This is a genomic window from Nocardia sp. JMUB6875, from assembly GCF_041154655.1.
GTDB lineage: Bacteria > Actinomycetota > Actinomycetes > Mycobacteriales > Mycobacteriaceae > Nocardia.
Map to the genome: position 1 here is coordinate 1 of NZ_BAAFGR010000143.1, position 21114 is coordinate 21114.

The window sequence follows — 21114 nt, forward strand, 5'->3', positions numbered from 1 at the left end:
CAATTCCCACCGCGCGTGCTCGGCGTACTGCAGATACACGGCTTGATTCAGATGCCCGTTGATATCGAGCTCGTAGCCGCGAACGGTGATGGGAACAGAGAAGGCCATGAAACTACCAACCTGCGCGGCCGCGGCGGGCATTCCGCGTCTTCAGTGGTCTGCGGCACATTCGTCCGCGATCACGGGGCTACCCCGGATTCTATTCGCGGTGCGCGGGTGCGGGGCAGATTGCCATGCCACCCTGGATGATCACTACCGGTCTGTCGGATTCGTCCGCGTGAGCGTCGCTCGGCGGCCGGAGGGTGGGCCCCGGCGACTTCGCCTCGAAGTCGCCGGACATTCCAGTCATTCAGAACATTTCGCCCACCAGGTCAGGCGCGGTTGGCATTGCGCTCGGCCCACCACTGCGGCGCTTCGATGAAGTAGTTGTCGTAATCCTCCTGTGCCGCATCGAAATCGGCGGGGGTGGCCTGGCCCAGGGCGAGCTTTTCGAGGAAGCGGAAGTAGCCGTGACGCTCGACGCCAGGCATCAGGGCGATGAGGATTCGGGCCGGGCTGCCGGGGGCCGCGCCGAAGGCGTGCGGCATGAACTTGGGGACCACGAGCGCACCGCCCGCGCCGATGGTGGTGATCTCGTCACCCGCCATCACCTGAAGTTCGCCGTCGGCCACGAAGAACAGTTCATCCGACAGCGTGTGGTAGTGCGGTGTGGCGCCGTCCGCACCCTCGGCCATGGTCACCTCGACCGTGCTGACCGACCCACCGGCCTCGTTCGAATCGATGAGCAGCCGCACCGAGGTCGGCTGACCCGCGCCGATGATCTCCGAGTCGGCGGGACGGCGGATGGCGACGGGGCGGGAAGCGGTGGTCATGAGATTCTCCAAAAGTTCGGTACTTGATAATTCGCTACCGAACTATATGTCATCGAATAGAGTGTTGTCCATGGGCGAGAAGAAGTTCGACGCGGTGGACGTGATCCAGCAGCAGTGGCAACGAGAGCGACCCGACCTCGACGGCACCGCCATGGCCATCCTCGGCCGCCTCGGGCGCCTGCTGGTGGTCGGCACGCAACGCGTCGAATCCGTGTTCACCGCACACGGATTGCAGCGCGGAGAGTTCGATGTCCTTGCGGCACTGCGCCGCTCAGGCGAGCCCTACGAACTCAACCCCTCCAGCCTCGCCGACACCCTGATGATGTCCCGGGCCGGCATGACCGGCCGCCTCGACCGCCTCGAAAAGGCGGGCCTGGTCCGCCGCATAGCCGACGCCGACGACCGCCGCTCCATCCGCGTAGCCCTCACCGACCGCGGCCTCCACCTCATCGACGTAGTAGTCACCGACCACTTCGAAAACGAAACCCGCATCCTCTCGGTCCTGTCCGACCAGGACCGCAAAGACCTCGACCGCATCACCCGCATCCTGCTGACCGACCTCGAGGGCAACCACTGACGTGCCCGCGCCTCACGGGTGCTCGGCGATGACGGCTCCACCGATGAAGCCTGCGGTGAGCAATCCCCGCTCGGCATCGCGATCTCACACGGTCGCGGTGCCGAAAATGGTTGGTGAACGGGCTCGTCGCGCGGCTAGTGTGCTGCCGCGTGGAAGCGCAGTTCGAGATCAGGGCCGATTATGACCGGGACACGATCGTGGTTTATCAGGCCTACGGGGCGGCGATCGCCGAGGCGGCGGTGGCGGCGCAGCGGTTCGTGCCGCCGTTCTCGACCAATCGGATGACGTGGATCAAGCCGTCGTTCCGGTGGCTCATGCAGCGCAGTAACTGGGGGCGCAAGGCCGGGCAGGAGCGGATTCTCGCGGTGCGGATCTCGCGTGCGGGCTGGGAGGAGGCGCTGGGGCAGGCGGTGCTTACCAGTCCTGAACGTCGCGTCTACAGCGGGAATGAGCAGTGGCGCAGTCTGTTCCGGCATGCGGTGGTGCACGTGCAGTGGGATCCGGAGTACTCGCTGCGCGGGGCGAAGCTGGAGCATCGCAGCATTCAGGTCGGGCTGTCGCGGCACGTCATCGAGCGGTATGTGTCGGACTGGACGGTTGAAATCCGGGATCTGACGCCGGTGGTGCGAAAGATGTCGGCGCACCTGCGCGCGGGCCGCGTCGACCGGACACGGGTGTTGCTGCCGCCGGAGCGGCCTTATCCGCTCGCGAAGGAACTCGCCGAAAGGATTGGGGCCACACCGGTTTGACACGCGTCCGCCGGTGCGGCGGTCGATCACTGCTTGCGGCGGACCGAGGCTTCCACGAGGTCCAGGACGGACTCGAGGTTGTCGTTGGCGTGGCCGGAGGCGATGCGGGCGATGAGGCCGTCGAGGACGAGGTCGAGGTAGCCGAGGATGACCTCGGTAGGGACGTCCTCGCGCAGTGCGCCCGCGGCCTTGCGGCGTTCCAGGCGGGCGACGGTGGCCGCGGTGAGCTCCTCGGAGCGTTCTTCCCAGTTGGCGCGGAACTCGGGGTCGTTGCGCAGGCGGCGGGCGATCTCGAGGCGGGTGCCGAGCCAGTCGAAATCCTCTGGGCGCGCGAGCATGTCGCGCATGACCTGGATGAGGCCCTGGGTGGCGGCGACCTCGGCCATGCGGCCGGCGTCCTCCTGGGCCAGGGCCAGGAAGAGCGCGTCCTTGTCACGGAAGTGGTGGAAGATGGCGCCGCGCGACAGGCCGGTGGCTTCTTCGAGGCGACGCACGGTCGCACCCTCGTAGCCGAACTCGGCGAAGCAGCGGCGGGCTCCGTCGAGGATCTGGCTGCGCCGGGCGGCGAGGTGGTCGTCACTGACCTTGGGCACTGGGCTCCTCCGAAACGTGTTGTGCGGGTTCTCCGTATCGATCTTGCGACCAAATCGGAGAACCCGCACGAGCGACGAGCGAAGCGGCCCGGACGGGGGCCGCGTGGTGAGCGACGGCAGCTCTGCCTATTTCGCAAGGCGCCATCGCTCACCACCACGCCTCGGTTTCGAAACAGCCCTTCGAGAACCGAGGCGATATCGCGGTTGACTAGCCGCGAATCATGTTCCGCAGCACGTACTGCAGGATGCCGCCGTTGCGGTAGTAGTCCGCCTCACCGGGGGTGTCGATGCGGACGACCGCGTCGAAGACGACCTTCTCGCCGTTCTCCTTGGTGGCGGTCACCTTCATGGTCTTCGGAGTCACACCCTCGTTCAGCTTGGTGATGCCCTCGATGTCGAAGGTCTCCGTGCCGTCCAGGCCCAGCGACGCGGCCGACTGGCCGGCCGGGAACTGCAGCGGCACCACACCCATGCCGATCAGGTTCGAGCGGTGGATGCGCTCGAACGACTCGGTGATGACGGCCTTGACGCCCAGCAGACGGGTGCCCTTGGCGGCCCAGTCACGCGAGGAACCCGAGCCGTACTCCTTGCCGCCCAGCACGACCAGCGGGATGCCCGCGGCCTGGTAGTTCTGCGAGGCGTCGTAGATGAAGGCCTGCGGGCCGCCCGGCTGGGTGAAGTCGCGGGTGTAGCCACCCGAGACGTCGTCCAGCAGCTGGTTGCGCAGCCGGATGTTGGCGAAGGTGCCGCGGATCATCACCTCGTGGTTACCACGACGCGAGCCCAGCGAGTTGTAGTCCTTGCGCGCAACGCCGTTGGCGTCCAGGTACTGCGCGGCCGGGGTGCCCGGCTTGATCGGACCGGCGGGGGAGATGTGGTCGGTGGTGACCGAGTCGCCCAGCAGCGCCAGCACGCGCGCGCCCTTGATGTCCTCGACCGGGGCCGGCTCCATCTCCATGCCGTCGAAGTACGGCGCCTTGCGGACGTAGGTCGACTTCTCGTCCCACGCGAAGGTGTCGCCCTCGGGGGTGTTCAGACCCTGCCAGCGCTGGTCACCGTCGAACACGGTGGCGTAGGACTTGGTGAACATGTCCCGGCTGATCGCCGACTTGATGGTGTCGTCGATCTCCTGCGCGGACGGCCAGATGTCCTTCAGGAAGACGTCGTTGCCGTCCTTGTCCTTGCCCAGGGCGTCGGTCTCGAAGTCGAAGTCCATGGTGCCCGCGAGCGCGTACGCGATGACCAGCGGCGGCGAGGCCAGGTAGTTCATCTTGACGTCGGGGGAGATACGGCCTTCGAAGTTGCGGTTGCCCGAGAGCACCGCGGTGACCGACAGGTCGTTGTCGTTGATCGCCTTGGAGATCTCCTCCGGCAGCGGACCGGTGTTGCCGATGCAGGTGGTGCAGCCGAAGCCACCCACGTAGAAGCCCAGCTTCTCCAGGTACGGCCAGAGGCCGGCCTTCTCGTAGTAGTCGGCGACGACCTGCGAGCCCGGGGCCATGTTGGTCTTGACCCACGGCTTGGACGCGAGGCCCTTCTCGACGGCGTTGCGGGCCAGCAGGGCCGCGCCGATCATGACCGACGGGTTGGAGGTGTTGGTGCAGGAGGTGATGCCCGCGACCACGACGGCGCCGTGATCCAGGACGAAGTCACCGCGCTCCGGGTCGGAGACCTTGATCGGCTTCGACGGACGGCCCGCGGAGCCGTTGGCGGCGGTCGGCACGGCGACACCGTCGGTGGCGGTGCCGGAGGCGACCGGGTCGCTGGCCGGGAAGGACTCCTCCAGCGCCTCGTCCAGCGCGGTGTGCGGGACCGGGTCGTTGGTGTAGGTGCGGATGTCCTGACGGAACTGGGTCTTGCTGTCCGACAGCAGGATCCGGTCCTGCGGGCGCTTCGGGCCGGCGATGGACGGCACCACGGTGCTCAGGTCCAGCTCCAGGTACTCCGAGTAGGCCGGCTCGTTGTCGGCGTCGTGCCACAGGCCCTGCTCCTTGGCGTACGCCTCGACGAGCGCGAGCTGCTCGTCGCTGCGGCCGGTGAGGCGCAGGTAGTTGATGGTCTCCTCGTCGATCGGGAAGATCGCGGCGGTGGAGCCGAATTCGGGGGACATGTTGCCCAGGGTGGCGCGGTTGGCCAGCGGCACCTCGGCGACGCCCTTGCCGTAGAACTCGACGAACTTGCCGACCACACCGTGCTTGCGCAGCATGTCGGTGACGGTGAGCACGACGTCGGTCGCGGTCACGCCCGGCTGGATCTCACCGGTCAGCTTGAAGCCGACGACGCGCGGGATCAGCATGGAGACCGGCTGGCCCAGCATGGCGGCCTCGGCCTCGATGCCGCCGACGCCCCAGCCCAGCACGCCCAGGCCGTTGACCATGGTGGTGTGCGAGTCGGTGCCGACGCAGGTGTCGGGGTAGGCCTGGCCGTTGCGGACCATGACGGTGGGGGCCAGGTACTCGATGTTGACCTGGTGCACGATGCCGACGCCCGGCGGGACGACCTTGAAGTCGTCGAAGGCGCCCTGGCCCCAGCGCAGGAACTGGTAACGCTCGCCGTTGCGCTCGTACTCGAGGTCGACGTTGCGCTCGAGGGCGTCGGCGGTGCCGAACACGTCGAGGATGACCGAGTGGTCGATGACCATGTCGGCGGGGGAGAGCGGGTTGACCTTGTTCGGGTCGCCGCCGAGGGTGGTGACGGCCTCACGCATGGTGGCCAGGTCGACGATGCAGGGCACACCGGTGAAGTCCTGCATGATCACGCGGGCCGGGGTGAACTGGATCTCGGTGTCGGGCTCGGCCGACGGATCCCAGGCCGCGAGGGCGCGGATCTGGTCGGCGGTGATGTTGGCGCCGTCCTCGGTGCGAAGCAGGTTCTCCGCGAGGACCTTCAGGGCGTAGGGCAGCTTCTCGGTGCCGGGCACGGCCGAGAGGCGGAAGATCTCATAGGAGTTGCTTCCGACCTCGAGGGTGCCCTTGGCGCCGAAGGTATCGATACTCGTCACGTTCAGCTCCACTCGTCTGTGAATGGGAGGGCCACCGGCGGGGCTGTGCCGGTGACTCGTCGAGGCGCGGGCCTCGTCCGTTTTCCGACTCTAACAGTACGCTTGTCCTGTGAGCACATCGGGGGCCGGTCACGGGGCGGACTCGCGTGGCGCGGTGAGGTGATATGACAAGCCGTCCCGTACTCTGCGTTCGTGACCGTCTCGCGTACCTCGGTTTTCACGCCTATGAAGGCGGAACTACCGCCTAACACCGACCTGAAGAAGATCATCGCCGATCTCGCCGATGATCATGTCGCCGCCCCCTCCGGGCGGGACCAGGAGGCCTTGGCCGCCATCGTCGCCGACGCGCGCGAGCACGGCATCGAACTCGACATCATTGTGGTGCAGGGTAATCCGGGCATCGAGGCGAACCTGCGCGATCTGGCCAACGAGGTCGGCAAGATCGAGCACGGGACCGTGGTGGTCTTCAGCGACGACTGGGTGGGCACCTACAGCGACCAGTTCACCCGCGGGCATCTGGAGTGGGCCGAGGACAAGGCCAAGTACCGCGGGCCCGAGCACACCACCGAGGCGGCGCGGGTGTTCGTGGATCGGCTCGAGCAGCCGGAGACGATTTCGTGGACGGTGATCACCTTGGTGGCCCTGGGTGTGCTGATCGCGGCCATCGGCGGGCTGTATCTGGTGAAGACGCGACGCGCGCAGGGTGTGTCGGAGGCTGATCCGCGGACGCCGGTGGCGTAGCGGCTACCGAGAGACGGTGTCTCCCTGAGGGGTTCGGGTTCGCCCGGGCCCCTTTTTCGTTGTCTGCGCGGGCTCGGGCGGGCGGCGAATCGCCCGTTTCATGTCCGACACGCCGGAAACGTACCGCGTGTCGCGTGTTGTGACGCATGGTGCCCATGGGTTCTACCTGCAACTTCTCGGCTAATCACGAATTACACGGCTGTGATTGTGGCGTGGCTGTGCGGCGCACTCCTTGACTTGCCGTACGGTTTCGCGATGGCACGGTTGGGGATGTTGTGCCGGATGGGACTCCAGGGAGGTGCGATGCGACGACCGGCGAAGCGGCGGATGCGTTCGGCGCGGGTCGCTACGGAGTTGCTCGTAGCGGTGATCATCATGATGGTGGGGATCAGCAGCGGGCACGCCGTGCCGCCGCCGCCCCCGAATCCCAGCGACAGTGACCTGAATGCGGCCGGTGCTCAGGTCGATGCGAGCGTCGGCGAGGTCGGTGCGCTCATCAACCAGGTGGCCGGGGCCGAGCAGCAGCTGCGGCAGCTCGACGACGCGGTTGCCGCGCGCCGCGAGGCCGTCAACAAGGCCCTGGTGGATCTGCAGATCGCCCGTGATGCCGCCGACGCCGCGGCCCGCGCCGTCACCCAGTGCCAGCAGGATCTGACCGACGCGGGCACGAAAGTCGATGGGGCGCACCGGGATTTCGACAAGTACGTGGCGCAGGTCTACATGCGGCCCGGCTCCACCTCGCTGGTCAGCTATATGGCCGCGCCCAGCCCGGAGATCGCGCTGAACCGCGCCCAGGTCCTGACTATCGCCTCCAAGAACCAGCAGGTGGTGGTCGACGGCCTGCGGCACGCGCAGATCGATCAGGCCAACAAGACCTCCGCCGCCAAGCAGGCGCAGCAGGCCGCCGATGCCGCCGCCGCGGACGCCGACGCCAAGAAGACCCAGGCGCAGAACGCGGTCACCGCCGCCAAGGCCGAATTCGACCAGCAGAACACCCTGCGCAACAACCTTGTCTCCCAGCGCGATTCGGCGCAGCAGCGCCTGGATGCCGCCCGCGCCAATGTGGTCGGCCTGCAGGGCCAGCGCGACGCCTTCGTGGCCTGGGACCAGCAGCGCAAGGCCGAGGAGGCCGCCGCCCGCGCCGCCGCCGTGGCCGCCGCGGCCCGCGTGGCCGCCGACCGCGCCGCCGCCGACCGCGCCGACCAGGTCGGCCAGAGCCACCGCCCGCACGTCGTCCAGGACACCTCCCCACCCCCGCGCCGCTCCATCCAGCCCGTGCGCCCCAACGGTTCCGGCGCCGACCTCATCGAAACCGTCATCGACCGCGCCATGTCCCAACTCGGCGTCGAATACGCCTGGGGCGGCGGGGACGAGGACGGCCCCACCCTCGGCATCCGCGACGGCGGCACCGCCGACAGCTACGGCGACTACAACAAATCCGGCTTCGACTGCTCCGGCCTGATGATCTACGCCTTCGCCGGCGTAGGCGTCTCCCTCCCGCACTACTCCGGCTACCAATACACCATGGGCACAAGGGTTCCCGTCGCCCAACGAGCCCGAGGCGACATGCTCTTCTGGGGCCCGGGCGGCAGCCAACACGTAGCCCTCTACCTCGGCAACAACAAAATGATCGAAGCCCCCCAATCCGGCGACGTAGTCAGGATTTCCGCAGTCCGAGAAGACGGCATCATGCCCTACGCCATCCGAATCCTCTCCTGACGCTTCGCAGCGGCGCCTTTCGCGGCTCAGACGAAGAAATCGCGGAGGGCGGTGGCGAGGGGGACCGGGTCGTCGGGGTGGTGGCGTTGGCCCGCGAGCTCGAGGGAATGGGCTTGGGGCAGGGTGGATCTCAGGAGATCGACGCTGTTCTTGCCGTAGGTGTCGGTGAGCTCGCCGTTAAGCAGGAGTGCGGGGATATCGATGCCTGACCACGGCGTGATGTCGGGGTTCATGGTGGTCAGGCATTCGAGGTCGGCGACCAGGCCGGAGGCGCGGGATGCGAGGGACTCGGCGAGGCGGCGCAGGAATCCGGGCGGAGCGGAATCGGTGATGGCGGTGAGGAATTCGTGGACCGCGTCCACGGGTCGACCGTCGGCCATGAAGTCCCTGATCGTGGCGAGGGTCGGTCGCAGCGGCGGCCCGGCGAGGGTGGCCGGGGGCTCGTAGAGCGCGAGCCCGCGCACCGACGACGAATCGCGCTGCATGGCGTGCAAAGTGACCAGTCCGCCCGCAGAATGACCGAAGACGAAAGCGGGCTCGCCGACCTCGGCGAGCACGGCCGCGAGGTCGAAGGCCTGTGTCGTGAATGTCGCGGGGCGCGGCCCGTTTCCACTCGGACCGCCGTAGTCGCGGCGTTCGACCACGACAACCCGGTAATCCGAGGCCAGCAGCTCCCCGAGGGCCATATACACGTCCAACGGGACCAGCGCACCGTGAACGATCACCAGCGGCGGACCGTCCCCGCCGGTGTGAAATACGATCCGGGTCCCATCCGCCGACACGACGCTTCCGGTGCGATACGACATCCCTCGATGGTGGCATCCCACGCGCGACAAGCGGTTGTTAATCGGGCGACAAGATCATCGGGTCAATATCTCGATCGTCGGATGGCCGGGTTCGGTCGCCTGCTGGACGAATCGGATTGGATTACGTGATGCGAAGCCTGCGGACCTTCGGGGCGACTGCCGCCGCTACTGTTCTCGCCCTTGGGCTTTCGGCCTGCAATGACGAGACCGCGCCGGTCGCTACGCCGGTGAGTTCGCCTACGGTGGCTACGACGAAGGCGCCGGTGGATGCGACGACGCTCGGGCCGACGGGGTATCGGGGGATCGACCTCGGGATGAATTGGGAGCAGGAATCCAATCTGCACAACCAAGGGAAGCCGATCGGGGTGCTCGCGAACGGCGGCACGATGCAGGGGTGTGCCCGATTCTCGTACTGGACCAAGGGGTCCGGGTGGTTGAAGGATGGCGTCGTGGTGGCGGTGGCGCCGGAGGAGGGGGCGGCGGTGCATACGCCGGAGGGGATCAAGGCGGGGTCGACTCTCGATGAGGTGAAGTCCGCCTATCCGAGTTTGAAGTTCGGGGCGAATTGGAGTTCGGCGGAGGTGCCGGGGCATCCGGGAACGCATTACGGGTTCATGGGGATCTACAAGACCGACGTCAGGCTGGGGCAGACCGTGACGTCGATGCTGATGTACTCCGATCAGGACAGCTGCCACAACTGAGCGGTGGTGGCCGGTCATGTCAAGGAATTGGCCGGTGTCGAAATGTCTCGGAAGTGCTTTCGCGCCTTCAATTTTGAGGTATGAGACCTGGGTCACATGATGGGGGCGGGCTGGGGTGGCCGCGGCCGCGGACGGTGCGGGTCGAGCCGCGGGTGGCGTGGCTGCGGTATGTGCTGCCCGGGACGGTGCAGGTGGTGTGGATCGGGACGGTGCATCCGCGATTGCTCGCCACCTTGTTCGCGCTGGAGGGGCCCGCGGAGTTCGGTCAGGCGCTGATCGCGAGCCTGCGCCACCGCGATATCGAATTGTTGGTGCTGCGGGCGACCTGGAATGCCGGGCATTTCTATCACTATTCGGCGCACGCACTGTGGGCGCGCATTCGTGAGCGGCGCGGATTTCTCGACGCGGTGACGGCCGGGCCCGAGCATGCGCGCTGGGACGAACGGCAGGCCAGTTTGCTGCGCGCCGCGGACGAATTGCACGACGACATGGCGATCGGTGCACCGACTATCCGCCGGCTGCGCGAATTCGGCTACGGCGACCGGGAATTGATCGAGATCTGTTTCATCGTCGCCCATTACCAGCTGCTCGGCATGCTGGAGGAGAGCGCGGCCATGCCGCCCGAACCGCTGCTGAGGCGGCCGCGAACGACCACGGAGATGCCTCGACGCCCGCGCACGCAGCGGTGTGACCCGCGCCCGGACCTCGAGGCCCACACCCCGTGGACACCGGGCGGCGATGCCGTGCTGTCTCGGCATCCCGCCCTGCATGCGATTCTGAGCTGGTATGGCAGGCGCATGACCCGCCTCAGCACCCTCGACGGCGCGGAAATCGGTGCCGCGCTCGATGATACGGTGCCCGATGCCGCCGACAGCCGAGCCCTCGTGATCGACCGGGCCGTCGACGAGCTGTACCGCGAATTCTTCCTGTCCGACACCGCCTGGCAGGGCCTGCTGGAGTACTTCACCGTCCGCGAGATCCTCGAACTGTGCGTGCTCGTCGGCCACTACCGCACTTACGCCATGATCGTCGCCACCCTGGAGCCGGACTGATCCGACCCATACCCCCGAATTCAGGCGGTGTCAGGGAGCGTCAGCCGAAGAAGTCGAGCAGCAGCGGCTCGAGCAGTTCGGGCTGGGCGAGGACTTCGTGATCGGCGCCGGGCAGCACCTCCCGGCGCGCGTTCGGAATGGTGGCGCCCAGGGCCTGGTTCGCGGTCTGGATCCAGGGCCAGGTCTGATCGCCGTACACGACCAGCGCCGGGATGGTGATCGTGGCGTAGCGGGAGGACTGCAAACGCATCCCGGGACCGCACACCGCCACGTCGTAGGGCAGGCTGCCCGCTTGCGCGCTCATGAAATCCCAGACCGGTGCGTTGCGCATCTCGGCGACGAACGGCGCAGGTACCCCGACCTGCTCGACGAGGAACAGTTCGGCCGCGCCGTCGAGGTCGCCGGCGGCGATGCCCGCGACGAGCTGATCGAAGACCTCGGCGGCCGGCTCCGGGCGATTGCCGTCGACCACCGCGGGCATCTCGTACACCGCGACCTTGTCGATCGGCAGCCCGCGCAGCACGCCTTCCAAAGCCAGTGCGGCGCCGGAGGAATGACCGAACACGTGTGCGCGGCCGCCGACCTGCTCGATCACGGCTGCCAGATCATCGATCTCGGCCTGCACGGTGTAGTCGCCGCTCGCATCGGTGCTGCCGCCCCGGCCGCGGCGATCGTAGGTGACCGCGGTGGCGTGCGGTGCCAGCGTCGAGGCGAGCGCGGTCATGGTCGAGCGGTCGTTGAACGCCCCGCCGATGAGGATCACCGGCGTCCCGGATCCGATGGTCTCGACGGCGATGCTGCTGCCATCGACGGAACGGACTGCGGTCAGGACGGGGTTGGCCATGGAACTCGTGCCTTTCGATCGTTGTGTTCGTATTCGGATACTCCTCGAACGGGCAGCGGCGATTTCGACACCGAACCGACCGGGGAGGCGAATTGTGACTCAGCTCATATCAACTCCGGTCACGGGATGCTCCGTCGCCCAGGCACAGATGGCGGCGAGGGGCGCTTCCAGGGACTTGCCGAGCTCGGTGAGCGCGTATTCGATGTGCTGCGGCGCGGTCTCCTTGTAGACATGGCGTTCGACGAGGCCGTCGAAGGCCATGCCGCGCAGGGTTTCGGTCAGCACCTTCTGGGTGATGCCGGGCAGGCGGCGGCGCAGCGCGGCCGGGCGCTGCGGGCCGTCGAGCATGGCGTAGATGAGCAGGATGCGCCACTTGGCGGCCAGCCGCTCCAAAGCCTGCCTGGTCGTGCAGGATTCCTCGAGCACGTCCGGGATGATCAGTGCCATCTCGCCTCCGTTCGGAAGGGCACCGCGAAGTGCCTTCTACCGGTGGCCGATTTCCGCGCCTACCGTCTGTGTCACCCTAATTCGCGGACTTCCAGACGAGAGAACGAGATGACCATCAGTACCGAACGATTCACCTTCACCCGCGATGGCGACCAGCTGGTGGGCAACCTGTTCCTGCCCGAGGGCACGCCCACCGGCGTCGTGGTCACCACCGGCCCGCTGACCTCCGTGAAGGAACAGGCGGCGGGCGTGTACGCGCAGGCACTGGCCCGGCGCGGCTTCGCGGCCCTGGCCTTCGACCACCGCACCTTCGGCGAAAGCGAAGGCGAGCCGCGGCAATTGGAGGATCCGCTGGGCAAGGCCGCCGATATCTCGGCGGCGATCACGGCGCTGCAGGGCGACGCGCGGTTCGCGGACTCGGCCGTGCTCGCAATCGGTGTGTGCGCGGGCGGCGGCTACATGGCGCGCGCGGTCGCGGATGACCCGCGCATCAAGGCCTTCGCGGGTGTCGCCGGTGTATACGCGGACGCCGCCGCCAACCCGGCCGATCCGGCGGTGGTCGAACGCGGCCGCAAGGCGCGCGAACTGCGCCTGGCCACCGGCGAGGTCGAAACCATCCCGGCCGTGGCCGCCGACAACGGCGATGTGGCCATGCCCCTGACCGAGGCGTTCGAGTACTACGGCACCCCGCGCGGCGTGGTCCCCAACTACACGAACGGCTTCGCCGTCGAATCCTTCGAGCACACCGCCGGTTTCGACGCCCAGGAGGCCGCCGCACGGCTGTCGGTCCCATTCCTGCTCGTGCACTCCGAGCACGCATTGGTGCCGCCGTGGGCGCACAAGTTCTATGCTGCGGTGGCATCCCCGAAATCGGAGTTGTGGCTGGATTCGGTCGGCCAGATCGACTTCTACGACGACCCCCGCCTGATCGAGCCCGCCGCCGACGCGGCCGCCGCCCTGTTCCGCGACGTCTGCTGAACATCATGAGGTGAGCCGGATGTGGCCGAGGCGCTCGGGATGGGGACTTGCCGGGATCCTGCTGATCGCGGGCTGTGCGTCCGCACCGGGCCCGGCCACGACCGGCGGGCCGCTGCCGCTACGGAAGGTCGCCGAGACGCCGTTGACCGGCGGCGCGTCCCGATTCGACTATGCCAGTGTGGATTCCGGGCGCGGGCTGATGTTCCTCGCACACATGGGCGCGGGTGAGATCGTCGAAGTCGACGTCCGTGCCCACAGCGTGATCCGCACGATTCCCGACACCCCCGACGTGCACGGGGTACTGGTGGTTCCGGACAAGCACCGCGTGTACGCGACCGTGACCGGGCGGGATCAACTCGTCGCCCTCGACGAGGACACCGGGGCGGTGCTGTTCACCGCGTCCACCGGCACCTATCCCGATGGCTTGGCCTACGACCCGGTCCGCAACGCGATTTGGACCACCAACGAGCGCGCGGGCAGCGAGACCGTCATCGACGCCGACACCGGAAGCGTCCGCAACACCATCGCCTTGGGCGGGGAGGTGGGCAATGTCGTCTACGACCCGGCCATCGACCGCATGGTGGTGGCCGTGCAGGGCCGCGGTGAACTCGTCGTCATCACCCCGGATTTCCCGACTGTCACCGACCACATCCCCACACCAGGATGCTCCGGACCGCACGGGCAAGCCCTGGACGCGGCCGGACAGCTGATGTACGTGGGATGCGAGGACAACGCCACGCTGGTCACCGTGGATATCGCGAAACGTGTTGTGACCGAACGCAACAGCGTCGGCAAGACACCGGACGTCCTCGCCTATGATCCGGGCCCGCAACGACTCTACGTCGCATCCGAGAGCGGATGGGTGAGCGTGTTCGACCGCAAGGACGGGCACGCGCAGCCCGCCGGTGCCGACCGTCTGGCCGACGGGGCCCACGTCGTGGTGGTGGACCCCGCCGACCATCACAGTTATTTCCCGATACCTGCGGCGAACTCCGGTGCCCCCGCGCTCTGGGAGTTCGCGCCCACCTCTTGAACGGGATCGATGGGCGAATTCTGCTCGGCGAAGCAGCGGTTCAGCAGATCCGCCAAGATGGCGGGCGCGGTCGATGCGCCCGGCGAAGCACCGAGCAGACCCGCGATCGTGTTGTCGGCGCCGATAACCAGTTCGGTGCCCATGGTCAGCACACCGAGGCGGTCCGGATCGGGTTTGACGAGCTGGGCGCGCTGACCGGCCTGGATGAGAGTCCAATCGGCGGGATTCGCTTCGGGATAGAGGCGTTGCAGCTGGGCGAATTTGCGGCGACGCGTAGAGAGCAACTCGCCGATGAGATAGCGCACCAGAGGAAGATTCTGCAGGCCCGCGGCGACCAGCGGCACGATATTGCCCAGACGCAGCGTGGTGAACAGGTCGATCAGCCTGCCGTGCTTGAGCAGCCGGGTGCTGAAGGTGGCGTAGGGCCCGAAGAGCAGCGACGGGGCGCCGTCGACATTGCGTTTGTCCAAGTGCGGCACCGACATCGGGGGAGCGCCCAGCGGTGCCTGACTGTAAACCTTCGCCTCGTGGCGGGCGACGACCTCGGGATTATCGGTGCGCAGGAACTGCGCGCCGACCGGGAAGACGCCGTAGCCGCGGACTTCGGGGATGCGGGCCTTCTGGAGCAGCTTCAGCGCGTAACCGCCCGCGCCGACGAAGACGAATCGGGTGCGAAGGGTGAAGCGGCGCTTGGTGCTCCGGTTGCGCACCGACACCGTCCAGATGCCGTCCGCGCCGCGGCGCAGGCCGGTCACCTCGCAGCCGGTGTAGATCCGCGCGCCGGAGTCGGACATGGCTCGGACGAGAGTGCGGGTGAGAGAACCGAAGTCGACGTCGGTGCCCGCCTCGTATCGGGTGGCGGCGACCGGCTCGCCGGGATCGCGGCCCGCCATGAGCAGGGGAGCCCACCGTGCGATCGTGGCCGGATCCTCGCTGTACTCCATCGCGGAGAACCGGGGGAGGGCGTGCAGGGTCTGGTAGCGCTGCCGCAGATACGTGACATCCCGCTCGCCGAACACGACGTCCATATGCGGTGTCGGCGTGACGAATCCGGTGTCGGCCAACGCGCCCCGTTCGGCGAGATCGGCCCAGAACCGTTGCGACTGACCGAACATCGCCGCGATCTCCGACGCCTTGCCCGCGTCGGTCGGATCGGGCATGTAATTGAGCTCGCAGAATCCCGAATGCCCGGTCCCGGCATTGTTCCAGGGATCGGAGCTCTCTCCGGCGACCCGGTCCAGGCGCTCGAGCAGCACCATCGACCAGTCCGGGTGCCGGGTGGCGATCATCGCGCCGAGCGTGGCGGACATGATGCCGCCGCCGATCAGAACGACATCGAGAACCTCTGTGTCCGTCGCGGATTCGGCGGCGGTGGTGTGCGCGTCCATGCTGGGCGACCTCCTGGGCTCGTGGTATTCGTCATCGTCACGCCGCACCCATTCATCCGTCCAATGTTTATTTCGAGCGATTATCATCCGAATATGGATGAATTGTCGTCGGTCCAGGTGGAGGCCCTCATCCCGCTGCTCGCGGCCTTCGACGCCGCGGCCGACGAGGGGCACATCACACGCGCGGCACAGCGGCTCGGGGTGCCGCAGTCGTCGCTGAGCCGCCGGTTGAAAGCGGTCGAGCAGGCGGTCGGCGTGCGATTGTTCCAACCGGTCGGTCGCCGAGTGGCGCTGACCGCCGCCGGGCAGGAGTTGTACGAGCGCACGCGCGGTCTCGTGCGCTCCCTCGGCGACGCCGTCGACGTGGTGCGCAGCAATGCCGATCCGGACAGCGGCCTGGTGCGCTTCGGCTTCCCGTTCACGCTGGGACCGGTCAGCATCCCGTCGCTGCTGGCCGACTTCCACGCCGGCGCACCGCGGATCAGACTGCATCTGGTGCAGGCCCACGGCACCGCACTGGTCGAGATGGTCCGCGACGGTCGCTTGGATCTGGCCGTCACCATCCCCGCGCCCGACGACCTGCCCACGATCATCCTGGGCTTCCAGCGGATTCACCTCTATGTCGCGAGCACGCACCCGCTGGCCACCCGCGCCGAGGTGGATCTGGCCGAGCTCGCCGACGAGCCCTTCATCGCCAATCCACCCACCTATCACCTGCGCAGGTTCTTCGATTCCTGGTGTGCCGCCGCCGGATTCACCCCGCAGGTCGGCTTCGAGATCACCGAATTCGAGACCCTGCGCGCCCTGGTCGCCCAGAATCTGGGCATCGCGGTGCTCCCGGCCCCCGAGCTCCCGTATCCGGGCCTCACCCGCGTCACCCTGACCGGTGAGCGTGAGCGCAGCATCGGCCTGATCTCGGGCAATCACCGGCCGACCCCGGCCGTCGAGCGGCTACGCGATCACATTGCGGCCCACGCCATGTCGTATCTGGAACAGGCGCGTCGGGCGGCCGGGGATCAGGCCTGATCGGGCTCGACGTCGAGCACCTTGCCCGGATTGAACAACCCCAGCGGATCGAGGGCCTGCTTGACCGCCACCATGAGATCGACCGCGTCCCCGTGCTCTTCGCGCAGATACTTCTTCTTGGTCAACCCGATGCCGTGCTCACCGGTCGCGGTGCCGCCGACCTCGAGAGCGTGGCGCACCACCAGATCCGAGAAGACCTGCGCCCCGGCGTATTCGTCCTCGTTGTAGGGCACGATGGTGTGCACGTTCCCGTCCCCGATATGCCCGGCGACGGTGATGTTCAGCCCCAGCTCGGTGCCCAGCCGGGTGGCGGTGTCGACCGCCCCGGCGATCCGCGAGTAGGGCACCGCGGTATCGGTGATCAGGAACTTGCGTCCGGGATTGCTCGCCTTGACCGCGAAATACAGATTGTGGCGGTCTTCCCAGAGTGCGTGCCGATCGCCGTGCGTGCGGGCGGTGCCGATCTCGATCACATTGTGCGCGTGGGCGATCCGCTGGATCTCGGTCTCGTTCGCGGTGACCGCGGCGGCGGAACTGGATTCGATGTCCACGAACAGCGCGGGGGATTCGGCATAGGTCGTACGGCGGAAGGCGTTGATCGCGGCCATGCTCGGCGCGTCCACCAGTTCCAGGCGGCTCACCGGCAGCGCCAGCCCCAGCATTTCCACCGCGGTGTCCACGGCCTCGGCCACGGTCGGGAACGACAGGCGCAGCGAGTGAATCCATTCCGGAATCGGATGCAGCCGCACCGTCAGCTCGGTGATGAGCGCGAGCGTGCCCGCCGACCCGATGAGCAGATCCTTCAGGTCGTACCCGCTCGAGGATTTGCGCACCGCCCGCCCGAGCCGGGTCACCGTGCCGTCGGCGAAGACCGCCTGCAGCGCAAGCACATTCGCGCGCATCCCGCCGTAGCGCACCGTGGTGGTGCCACTGGCATTGGTGGCCGCCATCCCGCCGAGGGAGGCGTCCGCGCCCGGATCCACCGTGAACTGCAATCCGTACTCGGCCGCGGCCGCGTTCAATTGGGTGCGGGTGACGCCCGGCTGCACGGTGGCCGTGAAGTCCTCCGGCGAGATCTCGAGGATCTTGTTCGCCTGCGACAGGTCCACGACCAGCTCGTCGCCCCGGGCCAGCAGATGTCCTTCGAGGCTGGTGCCCGCCCCGCGGGCGATGAGCGGAGTCCCGTTCTCGCGCGCCCAGGCCACCACCGTCACCACGTCCTCGACACCGGCGGGGTACACCACGCCGCGGGGCCGCTGCCCGAGCCGACCGGTCTCGTCGACCGTGTACTGGTCGAGGACCACCGGCCGGGTATCGATCTCGAGCATGGGTCCTCCGCGATCGGGTCCGGCGCTACTCCTGATAAGCCTCGAGGATACGGCGGATCGACGAGGTGACGGGCAACTCGCCGGACAGGGGAATCCACCGGTACTCGGCGTAGTTGGTCACCCGCACCGGACCCGGCGTCGCCACCTCGACCGCGAAATGCTCTCTGCGAACCGGCTTTCCGGCGCTGGAGAGGTAGTCGAAGCTGCCGAGATGCCGGGTCACGTCGGTTACCGACAGACCGGTCTCCTCGCGAACGGCCCGCACCACGGCGGCGGCCAGCGTCTCGCCCGGCCGCACTACCGTGCCGGGTAGGTGCAGCGGACTGCGCCCCTCGACATGCTCCTCGTGCTCGAGCAGTAGCACGGCGTCATTGTTCTCGACGACGACTCCCACCCGTAGCGCCACCCCGTCCGCGGCCGCCCGCTCCCGGAGTTCTTCCAACACCGTCTCGCCGATGGATTGCTTGGGCGAAACCTCGAAATCCCACACTGCACACCACATCCCGTATCACCGGACACCGTCGACCGATACCGACAACGCTACCGGCGCAGAAACGGTCGGCGGCAGGGTCATCGGCAAGATTAGACGCAGTTCCACCGTAGCGATCGCAACCCCGGAAACTTTCTCGCGGTGCGGCCCTGCAACCTGAACCATAGTTCAAGTCCAGCAAAATATGATGCGTCATATGCAACTTCGCAGATGCTCGATACCCTGCGGTTTCGCGCCATGGTTTCGCCCGTGAAGGCTCAATTCGGTAAATGACGCGAAGGAGTCGGCAAGGGAGCCGAACGAACAAGGGAACTGTTTCGAGAACACCTCGCTTGCTGGTTCGCGGGAGACCGCGAGGGTCGGCCCGGGCATCGAGTAGGCCGCCGATACGATGATCGTGGAGGACGGGCTCTAGTGGTGTGAAACGTTCGCGGCGGTCTACGAATAGGAGCCGTAGTGAAGGTGTTCCAGATCGGTGCGGCGGGTGGCATCGGCCGCCGCCTGTCCGCGCTGCTGACCGCGCAGGGGGATGAGGTCACCGGGATGCACCGCAATCCTGAGCAGGCCGCGGTCATCGCCGCGACCGGGGCGACGCCGGTGGCCGGTGATCTGATCGCGGATTCGGTGGAGGAGTTGACCGCGAAGTTCCATGGACACGACGCGATCGTTTTCTCGGCGGGCGCGCACGGCACCGGGACCGAGCAGACCACGCTGATCGACGGCAGGGGACTGGAGAAGGCGGCCGATGCCGCGCGGTTCGGCGGAGTCGCACGATTCATCCTGGTTTCCGTCTTCCCGGAGGCGGGCCGCGACCGCGATACGAGCGCCGGGTTCGAGCACTACATGCGGGTGAAGAAGGCCGCGGACGTCTATCTGGTCGCCACCGATCTGGACTGGCTCATCGTGCGGCCGGGCACCCTGCGCGACGAACCCGGAAACGGTCTGGTGACAGCGGGATTGGCGATCGAGTACGGCGATATGCACCGCGATGACGTCGCCGCCTTCATCGATGTGGCCCTGCACCGCCCGGCGCTCAACTGCGTCATCGTCGAACTCACCGACGGCCACACCCCCGTCGTCGACGCGGTCGAACTCCTCCTCGAGCGCGCCACCACGGTCAGAAAATAGCTCTCATCACCGGAATTCGCGCCGTGTCGCCGGAGGGCTCGACCATGACCACCGCAACGCCGCGGCCCGCAGGGCGAACGCGGTGAGGGTGGTTGCGACGGTGGCGGTGGTGAGATCGGTGCGCGGCTGGGCGAGCAGGAATACCCCCGCCGCCCCCAAAGACGCTGTGACGTACCAGGAACCGATCCGGACCAGTGCGACCGGATCGCCCAGCAGCAGATCGCGGATCACGCCACCGCCTGTGCACGACAGGACGCCGACCAGTACCGCCGCTGTCGCGGACACTCCGGCGCTCTGCGCCTTCGTGATGCCCAGCACCAGGTAGAGGCCCAGTGCTGCGGCGTCGAGTACCGCGATGGCCATGGATGCGCGAATCGGCCAGTGCGCGAAGGCCATTCCCGCACCCGCGGCGGCCAGCGCCGCGATGAGATAGCCGTCGCTCCGGAGCGCGGCCGGTGCCTGTCCGAGAGCCACGTCGCGCAGCATGCTCCCGCCCAGACCCGTCGCGATCGCGATGACCGCGACGCCGATCACGTCGATGCGATCGGCGCGCGCCCGGACCGTGGCGGTCACCGCGCCCGCGAGCGCGCCGACCGCCACCGCCGCCAAGTCCAAGGCCGCCGGGATGTGTGGCGATCCGGTCACGACCGCGCAGCGAGAGCGCTGGAGAGGATGCCCGAGCGCTCCAGTTCCGTTCCGTGCGTGACGGATTCGATCCACGAAGCAGTAGTGGCGACCGCGGCGAAGCGGGACTGCAGCACGACGAGCACCGATTCGTGCAGTTCCTTGGCGGTGATCGACCCGGCCTGATTGGCTATCGCGAGAGTGCCGGTCGCATCGGAGAGGAATTCGACCCCGAAGCCGCGATGCACGGCGTCACGCGCGGTCGACTCGTCGCAGTTCTGGGTCATGTACCCGCAGATCACCAGGGTTTCCACGGCGTGCTCGGACAGCCACCGCCCCAATTCGGTGCCGGTGAAACTGGACGGCAGGGTCTTCTCCACCAGCAGGTCGTAAGGCCGCTCGGCCACCGTGGGGTGCAGCGCGAAACCCGCACTGCCCCGCGCGAAAAGTGGCGATTCCGGGGGAGCGACGTGCTGCACCACGGCGATCGGTATCCCGGCGTCGGTCGCCGCATCCATGGCCGCCGCGATATTCGCCAGGCTGGTATCCAGCGGGGGATAGGCGATGGGCAGCTTCCCGACCACGTACTCGTTCTGGACGTCGATGACGATCAAGGCTCGTTTCATGCGAATCAGCTTGGGCCCGGCCACGACTGCCAACCAGTACCGCGTTCAGCCCCGGTCTCGCCCGAACCGGGGTTTGCCAGAACCCCCATAAACTGTCCGGTCGTGGAAGAGACCTCGCAGATCGGCGCATTCCTGCGCTCCCGCCGGGCCCGGCTCCGGCCCGAGGACGTCGGCCTGACCGTCTACGGCACCCGCCGCCGCGTTCCCGGCCTGCGCCGCGAGGAACTCGCCCAGATCGCGGGCATCAGCGCCGACTACTACATCCGCTTCGAACGCGGCCGCCTCGACAACGTCTCCGATTCCGTCATCGATGCCGTGGCCACCGCCCTGCGCCTGGACCCCGAAGAACGCCGCCACCTCCACAACCTCGCCCACCCACCCGCCTCCGACC

At 67.5% G+C, this 21114-nt stretch carries 22 protein-coding genes; 11 read left to right on the plus strand and 11 right to left on the minus strand.

Annotated features, from left to right (window positions below; translation table 11 throughout):
* Positions 1-371 precede the first annotated feature (371 nt).
* Positions 372-872 carry a cupin domain-containing protein gene (locus tag ACAM49_RS29760; protein ID WP_369638870.1) on the minus strand — a complete coding sequence of 167 codons (501 nt, stop codon included), beginning with the start codon at positions 870-872 and terminating at the stop codon, positions 372-374.
* A gap of 70 nt (positions 873-942) precedes the next feature.
* On the opposite strand from ACAM49_RS29760, the gene ACAM49_RS29765 reads away from it, so the two are divergent.
* On the plus strand, positions 943-1449 hold the full coding sequence (locus tag ACAM49_RS29765; RefSeq protein ID WP_369638871.1) for a MarR family winged helix-turn-helix transcriptional regulator: 507 nt from the start codon (positions 943-945) through the stop codon (positions 1447-1449).
* A 149-nt stretch (positions 1450-1598) separates the two neighbouring features.
* Positions 1599-2198: a DUF4291 domain-containing protein gene (locus ACAM49_RS29770; protein WP_369638872.1), complete on the plus strand. Its 600-nt coding sequence runs from the start codon at positions 1599-1601 to the stop codon at positions 2196-2198.
* A 26-nt stretch (positions 2199-2224) separates the two neighbouring features.
* Here the strand turns inward: ACAM49_RS29770 and ACAM49_RS29775 are convergent, their stop codons facing one another.
* Both ACAM49_RS29775 and acnA read right to left on the minus strand, forming a co-directional pair.
* Positions 2225-2791: a TetR/AcrR family transcriptional regulator gene (locus tag ACAM49_RS29775; protein WP_369638873.1), complete on the minus strand. Its 567-nt coding sequence runs from the start codon at positions 2789-2791 to the stop codon at positions 2225-2227.
* A gap of 208 nt (positions 2792-2999) precedes the next feature.
* Positions 3000-5792 carry an aconitate hydratase AcnA gene (acnA, locus tag ACAM49_RS29780; RefSeq protein WP_369638874.1) on the minus strand — a complete coding sequence of 931 codons (2793 nt, stop codon included), beginning with the start codon at positions 5790-5792 and terminating at the stop codon, positions 3000-3002.
* Between the two features lie 192 nt (positions 5793-5984).
* On the opposite strand from acnA, the gene ACAM49_RS29785 reads away from it, so the two are divergent.
* Positions 5985-6533 carry a DUF6676 family protein gene (locus ACAM49_RS29785; protein ID WP_369638875.1) on the plus strand — a complete coding sequence of 183 codons (549 nt, stop codon included), beginning with the start codon at positions 5985-5987 and terminating at the stop codon, positions 6531-6533.
* 303 nt (positions 6534-6836) lie between these two features.
* Complete coding sequence (locus ACAM49_RS29790) at positions 6837-8252, plus strand: NlpC/P60 family protein (protein WP_369638876.1); 1416 nt, start codon at positions 6837-6839, stop codon at positions 8250-8252.
* 26 nt (positions 8253-8278) lie between these two features.
* Here ACAM49_RS29790 and ACAM49_RS29795 read toward each other — a convergent pair whose 3' ends face one another.
* Entirely contained in the window at positions 8279-9058 is a 780-nt protein-coding gene (locus tag ACAM49_RS29795) for an alpha/beta fold hydrolase (RefSeq protein WP_369638877.1), read from the minus strand.
* Between the two features lie 116 nt (positions 9059-9174).
* Between ACAM49_RS29795 and ACAM49_RS29800 the strand changes: the two genes are divergently transcribed.
* Both ACAM49_RS29800 and ACAM49_RS29805 read left to right on the plus strand, forming a co-directional pair.
* A complete protein-coding gene (locus ACAM49_RS29800; RefSeq protein ID WP_369638878.1) occupies positions 9175-9759 on the plus strand; it encodes a hypothetical protein in 585 nt (194 codons plus the stop codon).
* A gap of 80 nt (positions 9760-9839) precedes the next feature.
* A complete protein-coding gene (locus ACAM49_RS29805; RefSeq protein ID WP_369638879.1) occupies positions 9840-10811 on the plus strand; it encodes a carboxymuconolactone decarboxylase family protein in 972 nt (323 codons plus the stop codon).
* A gap of 40 nt (positions 10812-10851) precedes the next feature.
* Here ACAM49_RS29805 and ACAM49_RS29810 read toward each other — a convergent pair whose 3' ends face one another.
* Positions 10852-11655: an alpha/beta fold hydrolase gene (locus ACAM49_RS29810; RefSeq protein WP_369638880.1), complete on the minus strand. Its 804-nt coding sequence runs from the start codon at positions 11653-11655 to the stop codon at positions 10852-10854.
* Positions 11656-11754: 99 nt separating this feature from the next.
* On the minus strand, positions 11755-12102 hold the full coding sequence (locus ACAM49_RS29815) for a winged helix-turn-helix transcriptional regulator (RefSeq protein ID WP_369638881.1): 348 nt from the start codon (positions 12100-12102) through the stop codon (positions 11755-11757).
* A 108-nt stretch (positions 12103-12210) separates the two neighbouring features.
* On the opposite strand from ACAM49_RS29815, the gene ACAM49_RS29820 reads away from it, so the two are divergent.
* Positions 12211-13080: an alpha/beta hydrolase gene (locus ACAM49_RS29820; RefSeq protein WP_369638882.1), complete on the plus strand. Its 870-nt coding sequence runs from the start codon at positions 12211-12213 to the stop codon at positions 13078-13080.
* A gap of 19 nt (positions 13081-13099) precedes the next feature.
* Positions 13100-14113 (plus strand): YncE family protein, encoded by a 1014-nt coding sequence (locus ACAM49_RS29825; RefSeq protein WP_369638883.1) that lies wholly within the window; start codon positions 13100-13102, stop codon positions 14111-14113.
* Here ACAM49_RS29825 and mqo read toward each other — a convergent pair.
* On the minus strand, positions 14047-15501 hold the full coding sequence (gene mqo / locus ACAM49_RS29830) for a malate dehydrogenase (quinone) (RefSeq protein ID WP_369638891.1): 1455 nt from the start codon (positions 15499-15501) through the stop codon (positions 14047-14049). The two genes, ACAM49_RS29825 and mqo, sit on opposite strands and share 67 nt — an antisense overlap.
* Before the next feature lie 93 nt (positions 15502-15594).
* Here mqo and ACAM49_RS29835 point away from each other — a divergent pair, with 93 nt between their 5' ends.
* Positions 15595-16527 carry a LysR family transcriptional regulator gene (locus tag ACAM49_RS29835; protein WP_369638884.1) on the plus strand — a complete coding sequence of 311 codons (933 nt, stop codon included), beginning with the start codon at positions 15595-15597 and terminating at the stop codon, positions 16525-16527.
* Here ACAM49_RS29835 and ACAM49_RS29840 read toward each other — a convergent pair.
* Together ACAM49_RS29840 and ACAM49_RS29845 are read right to left on the minus strand one after the other, a co-directional pair.
* The gene (locus ACAM49_RS29840; RefSeq protein ID WP_369638885.1) at positions 16518-17855 is read right to left on the minus strand and encodes an FAD-binding oxidoreductase; all 1338 of its coding nucleotides are present in this window, start codon (positions 17853-17855) and stop codon (positions 16518-16520) included. The genes ACAM49_RS29835 and ACAM49_RS29840 overlap by 10 nt on opposite strands.
* 25 nt (positions 17856-17880) lie before the next feature.
* A complete protein-coding gene (locus ACAM49_RS29845) occupies positions 17881-18345 on the minus strand; it encodes an NUDIX hydrolase (protein WP_369638886.1) in 465 nt (154 codons plus the stop codon).
* A 456-nt stretch (positions 18346-18801) separates the two neighbouring features.
* On the opposite strand from ACAM49_RS29845, the gene ACAM49_RS29850 reads away from it, so the two are divergent.
* Positions 18802-19473 (plus strand): NAD(P)H-binding protein, encoded by a 672-nt coding sequence (locus tag ACAM49_RS29850; RefSeq protein WP_369638887.1) that lies wholly within the window; start codon positions 18802-18804, stop codon positions 19471-19473.
* A 6-nt stretch (positions 19474-19479) separates the two neighbouring features.
* Here ACAM49_RS29850 and ACAM49_RS29855 read toward each other — a convergent pair whose 3' ends face one another.
* Positions 19480-20118 (minus strand): trimeric intracellular cation channel family protein, encoded by a 639-nt coding sequence (locus tag ACAM49_RS29855; RefSeq protein WP_369638888.1) that lies wholly within the window; start codon positions 20116-20118, stop codon positions 19480-19482.
* On the minus strand, positions 20115-20723 hold the full coding sequence (locus ACAM49_RS29860; protein ID WP_369638889.1) for a cysteine hydrolase family protein: 609 nt from the start codon (positions 20721-20723) through the stop codon (positions 20115-20117). Before ACAM49_RS29860 ends, ACAM49_RS29855 begins: the two co-directional genes overlap by 4 nt.
* A gap of 102 nt (positions 20724-20825) precedes the next feature.
* On the opposite strand from ACAM49_RS29860, the gene ACAM49_RS29865 reads away from it, so the two are divergent.
* Positions 20826-21114: helix-turn-helix domain-containing protein (locus ACAM49_RS29865; RefSeq protein ID WP_369638890.1), on the plus strand; the 289-nt coding region annotated here is incomplete at its 3' end.

Bases quoted from the DNA above. Each gene is read 5' to 3' on its own strand.
- ACAM49_RS29760 (WP_369638870.1), bottom strand. From the start codon at position 872: ATGACCACCGCTTCCCGCCCCGTCGCCATCCGCCGTCCCGCCGACTCG.
- ACAM49_RS29765 (WP_369638871.1), top strand. From the start codon at position 943: ATGGGCGAGAAGAAGTTCGACGCGGTGGACGTGATCCAGCAGCAGTGG.
- ACAM49_RS29790 (WP_369638876.1), top strand. From the start codon at position 6,837: ATGCGACGACCGGCGAAGCGGCGGATGCGTTCGGCGCGGGTCGCTACG.
- ACAM49_RS29795 (WP_369638877.1), bottom strand. From the start codon at position 9,058: ATGTCGTATCGCACCGGAAGCGTCGTGTCGGCGGATGGGACCCGGATC.
- ACAM49_RS29805 (WP_369638879.1), top strand. From the start codon at position 9,840: ATGAGACCTGGGTCACATGATGGGGGCGGGCTGGGGTGGCCGCGGCCG.
- ACAM49_RS29810 (WP_369638880.1), bottom strand. From the start codon at position 11,655: ATGGCCAACCCCGTCCTGACCGCAGTCCGTTCCGTCGATGGCAGCAGC.
- ACAM49_RS29815 (WP_369638881.1), bottom strand. From the start codon at position 12,102: ATGGCACTGATCATCCCGGACGTGCTCGAGGAATCCTGCACGACCAGG.
- ACAM49_RS29820 (WP_369638882.1), top strand. From the start codon at position 12,211: ATGACCATCAGTACCGAACGATTCACCTTCACCCGCGATGGCGACCAG.
- ACAM49_RS29825 (WP_369638883.1), top strand. From the start codon at position 13,100: ATGTGGCCGAGGCGCTCGGGATGGGGACTTGCCGGGATCCTGCTGATC.
- mqo (WP_369638891.1), bottom strand. From the start codon at position 15,501: ATGGACGCGCACACCACCGCCGCCGAATCCGCGACGGACACAGAGGTT.
- ACAM49_RS29835 (WP_369638884.1), top strand. From the start codon at position 15,595: ATGGATGAATTGTCGTCGGTCCAGGTGGAGGCCCTCATCCCGCTGCTC.
- ACAM49_RS29840 (WP_369638885.1), bottom strand. From the start codon at position 17,855: ATGCTCGAGATCGATACCCGGCCGGTGGTCCTCGACCAGTACACGGTC.
- ACAM49_RS29860 (WP_369638889.1), bottom strand. From the start codon at position 20,723: ATGAAACGAGCCTTGATCGTCATCGACGTCCAGAACGAGTACGTGGTC.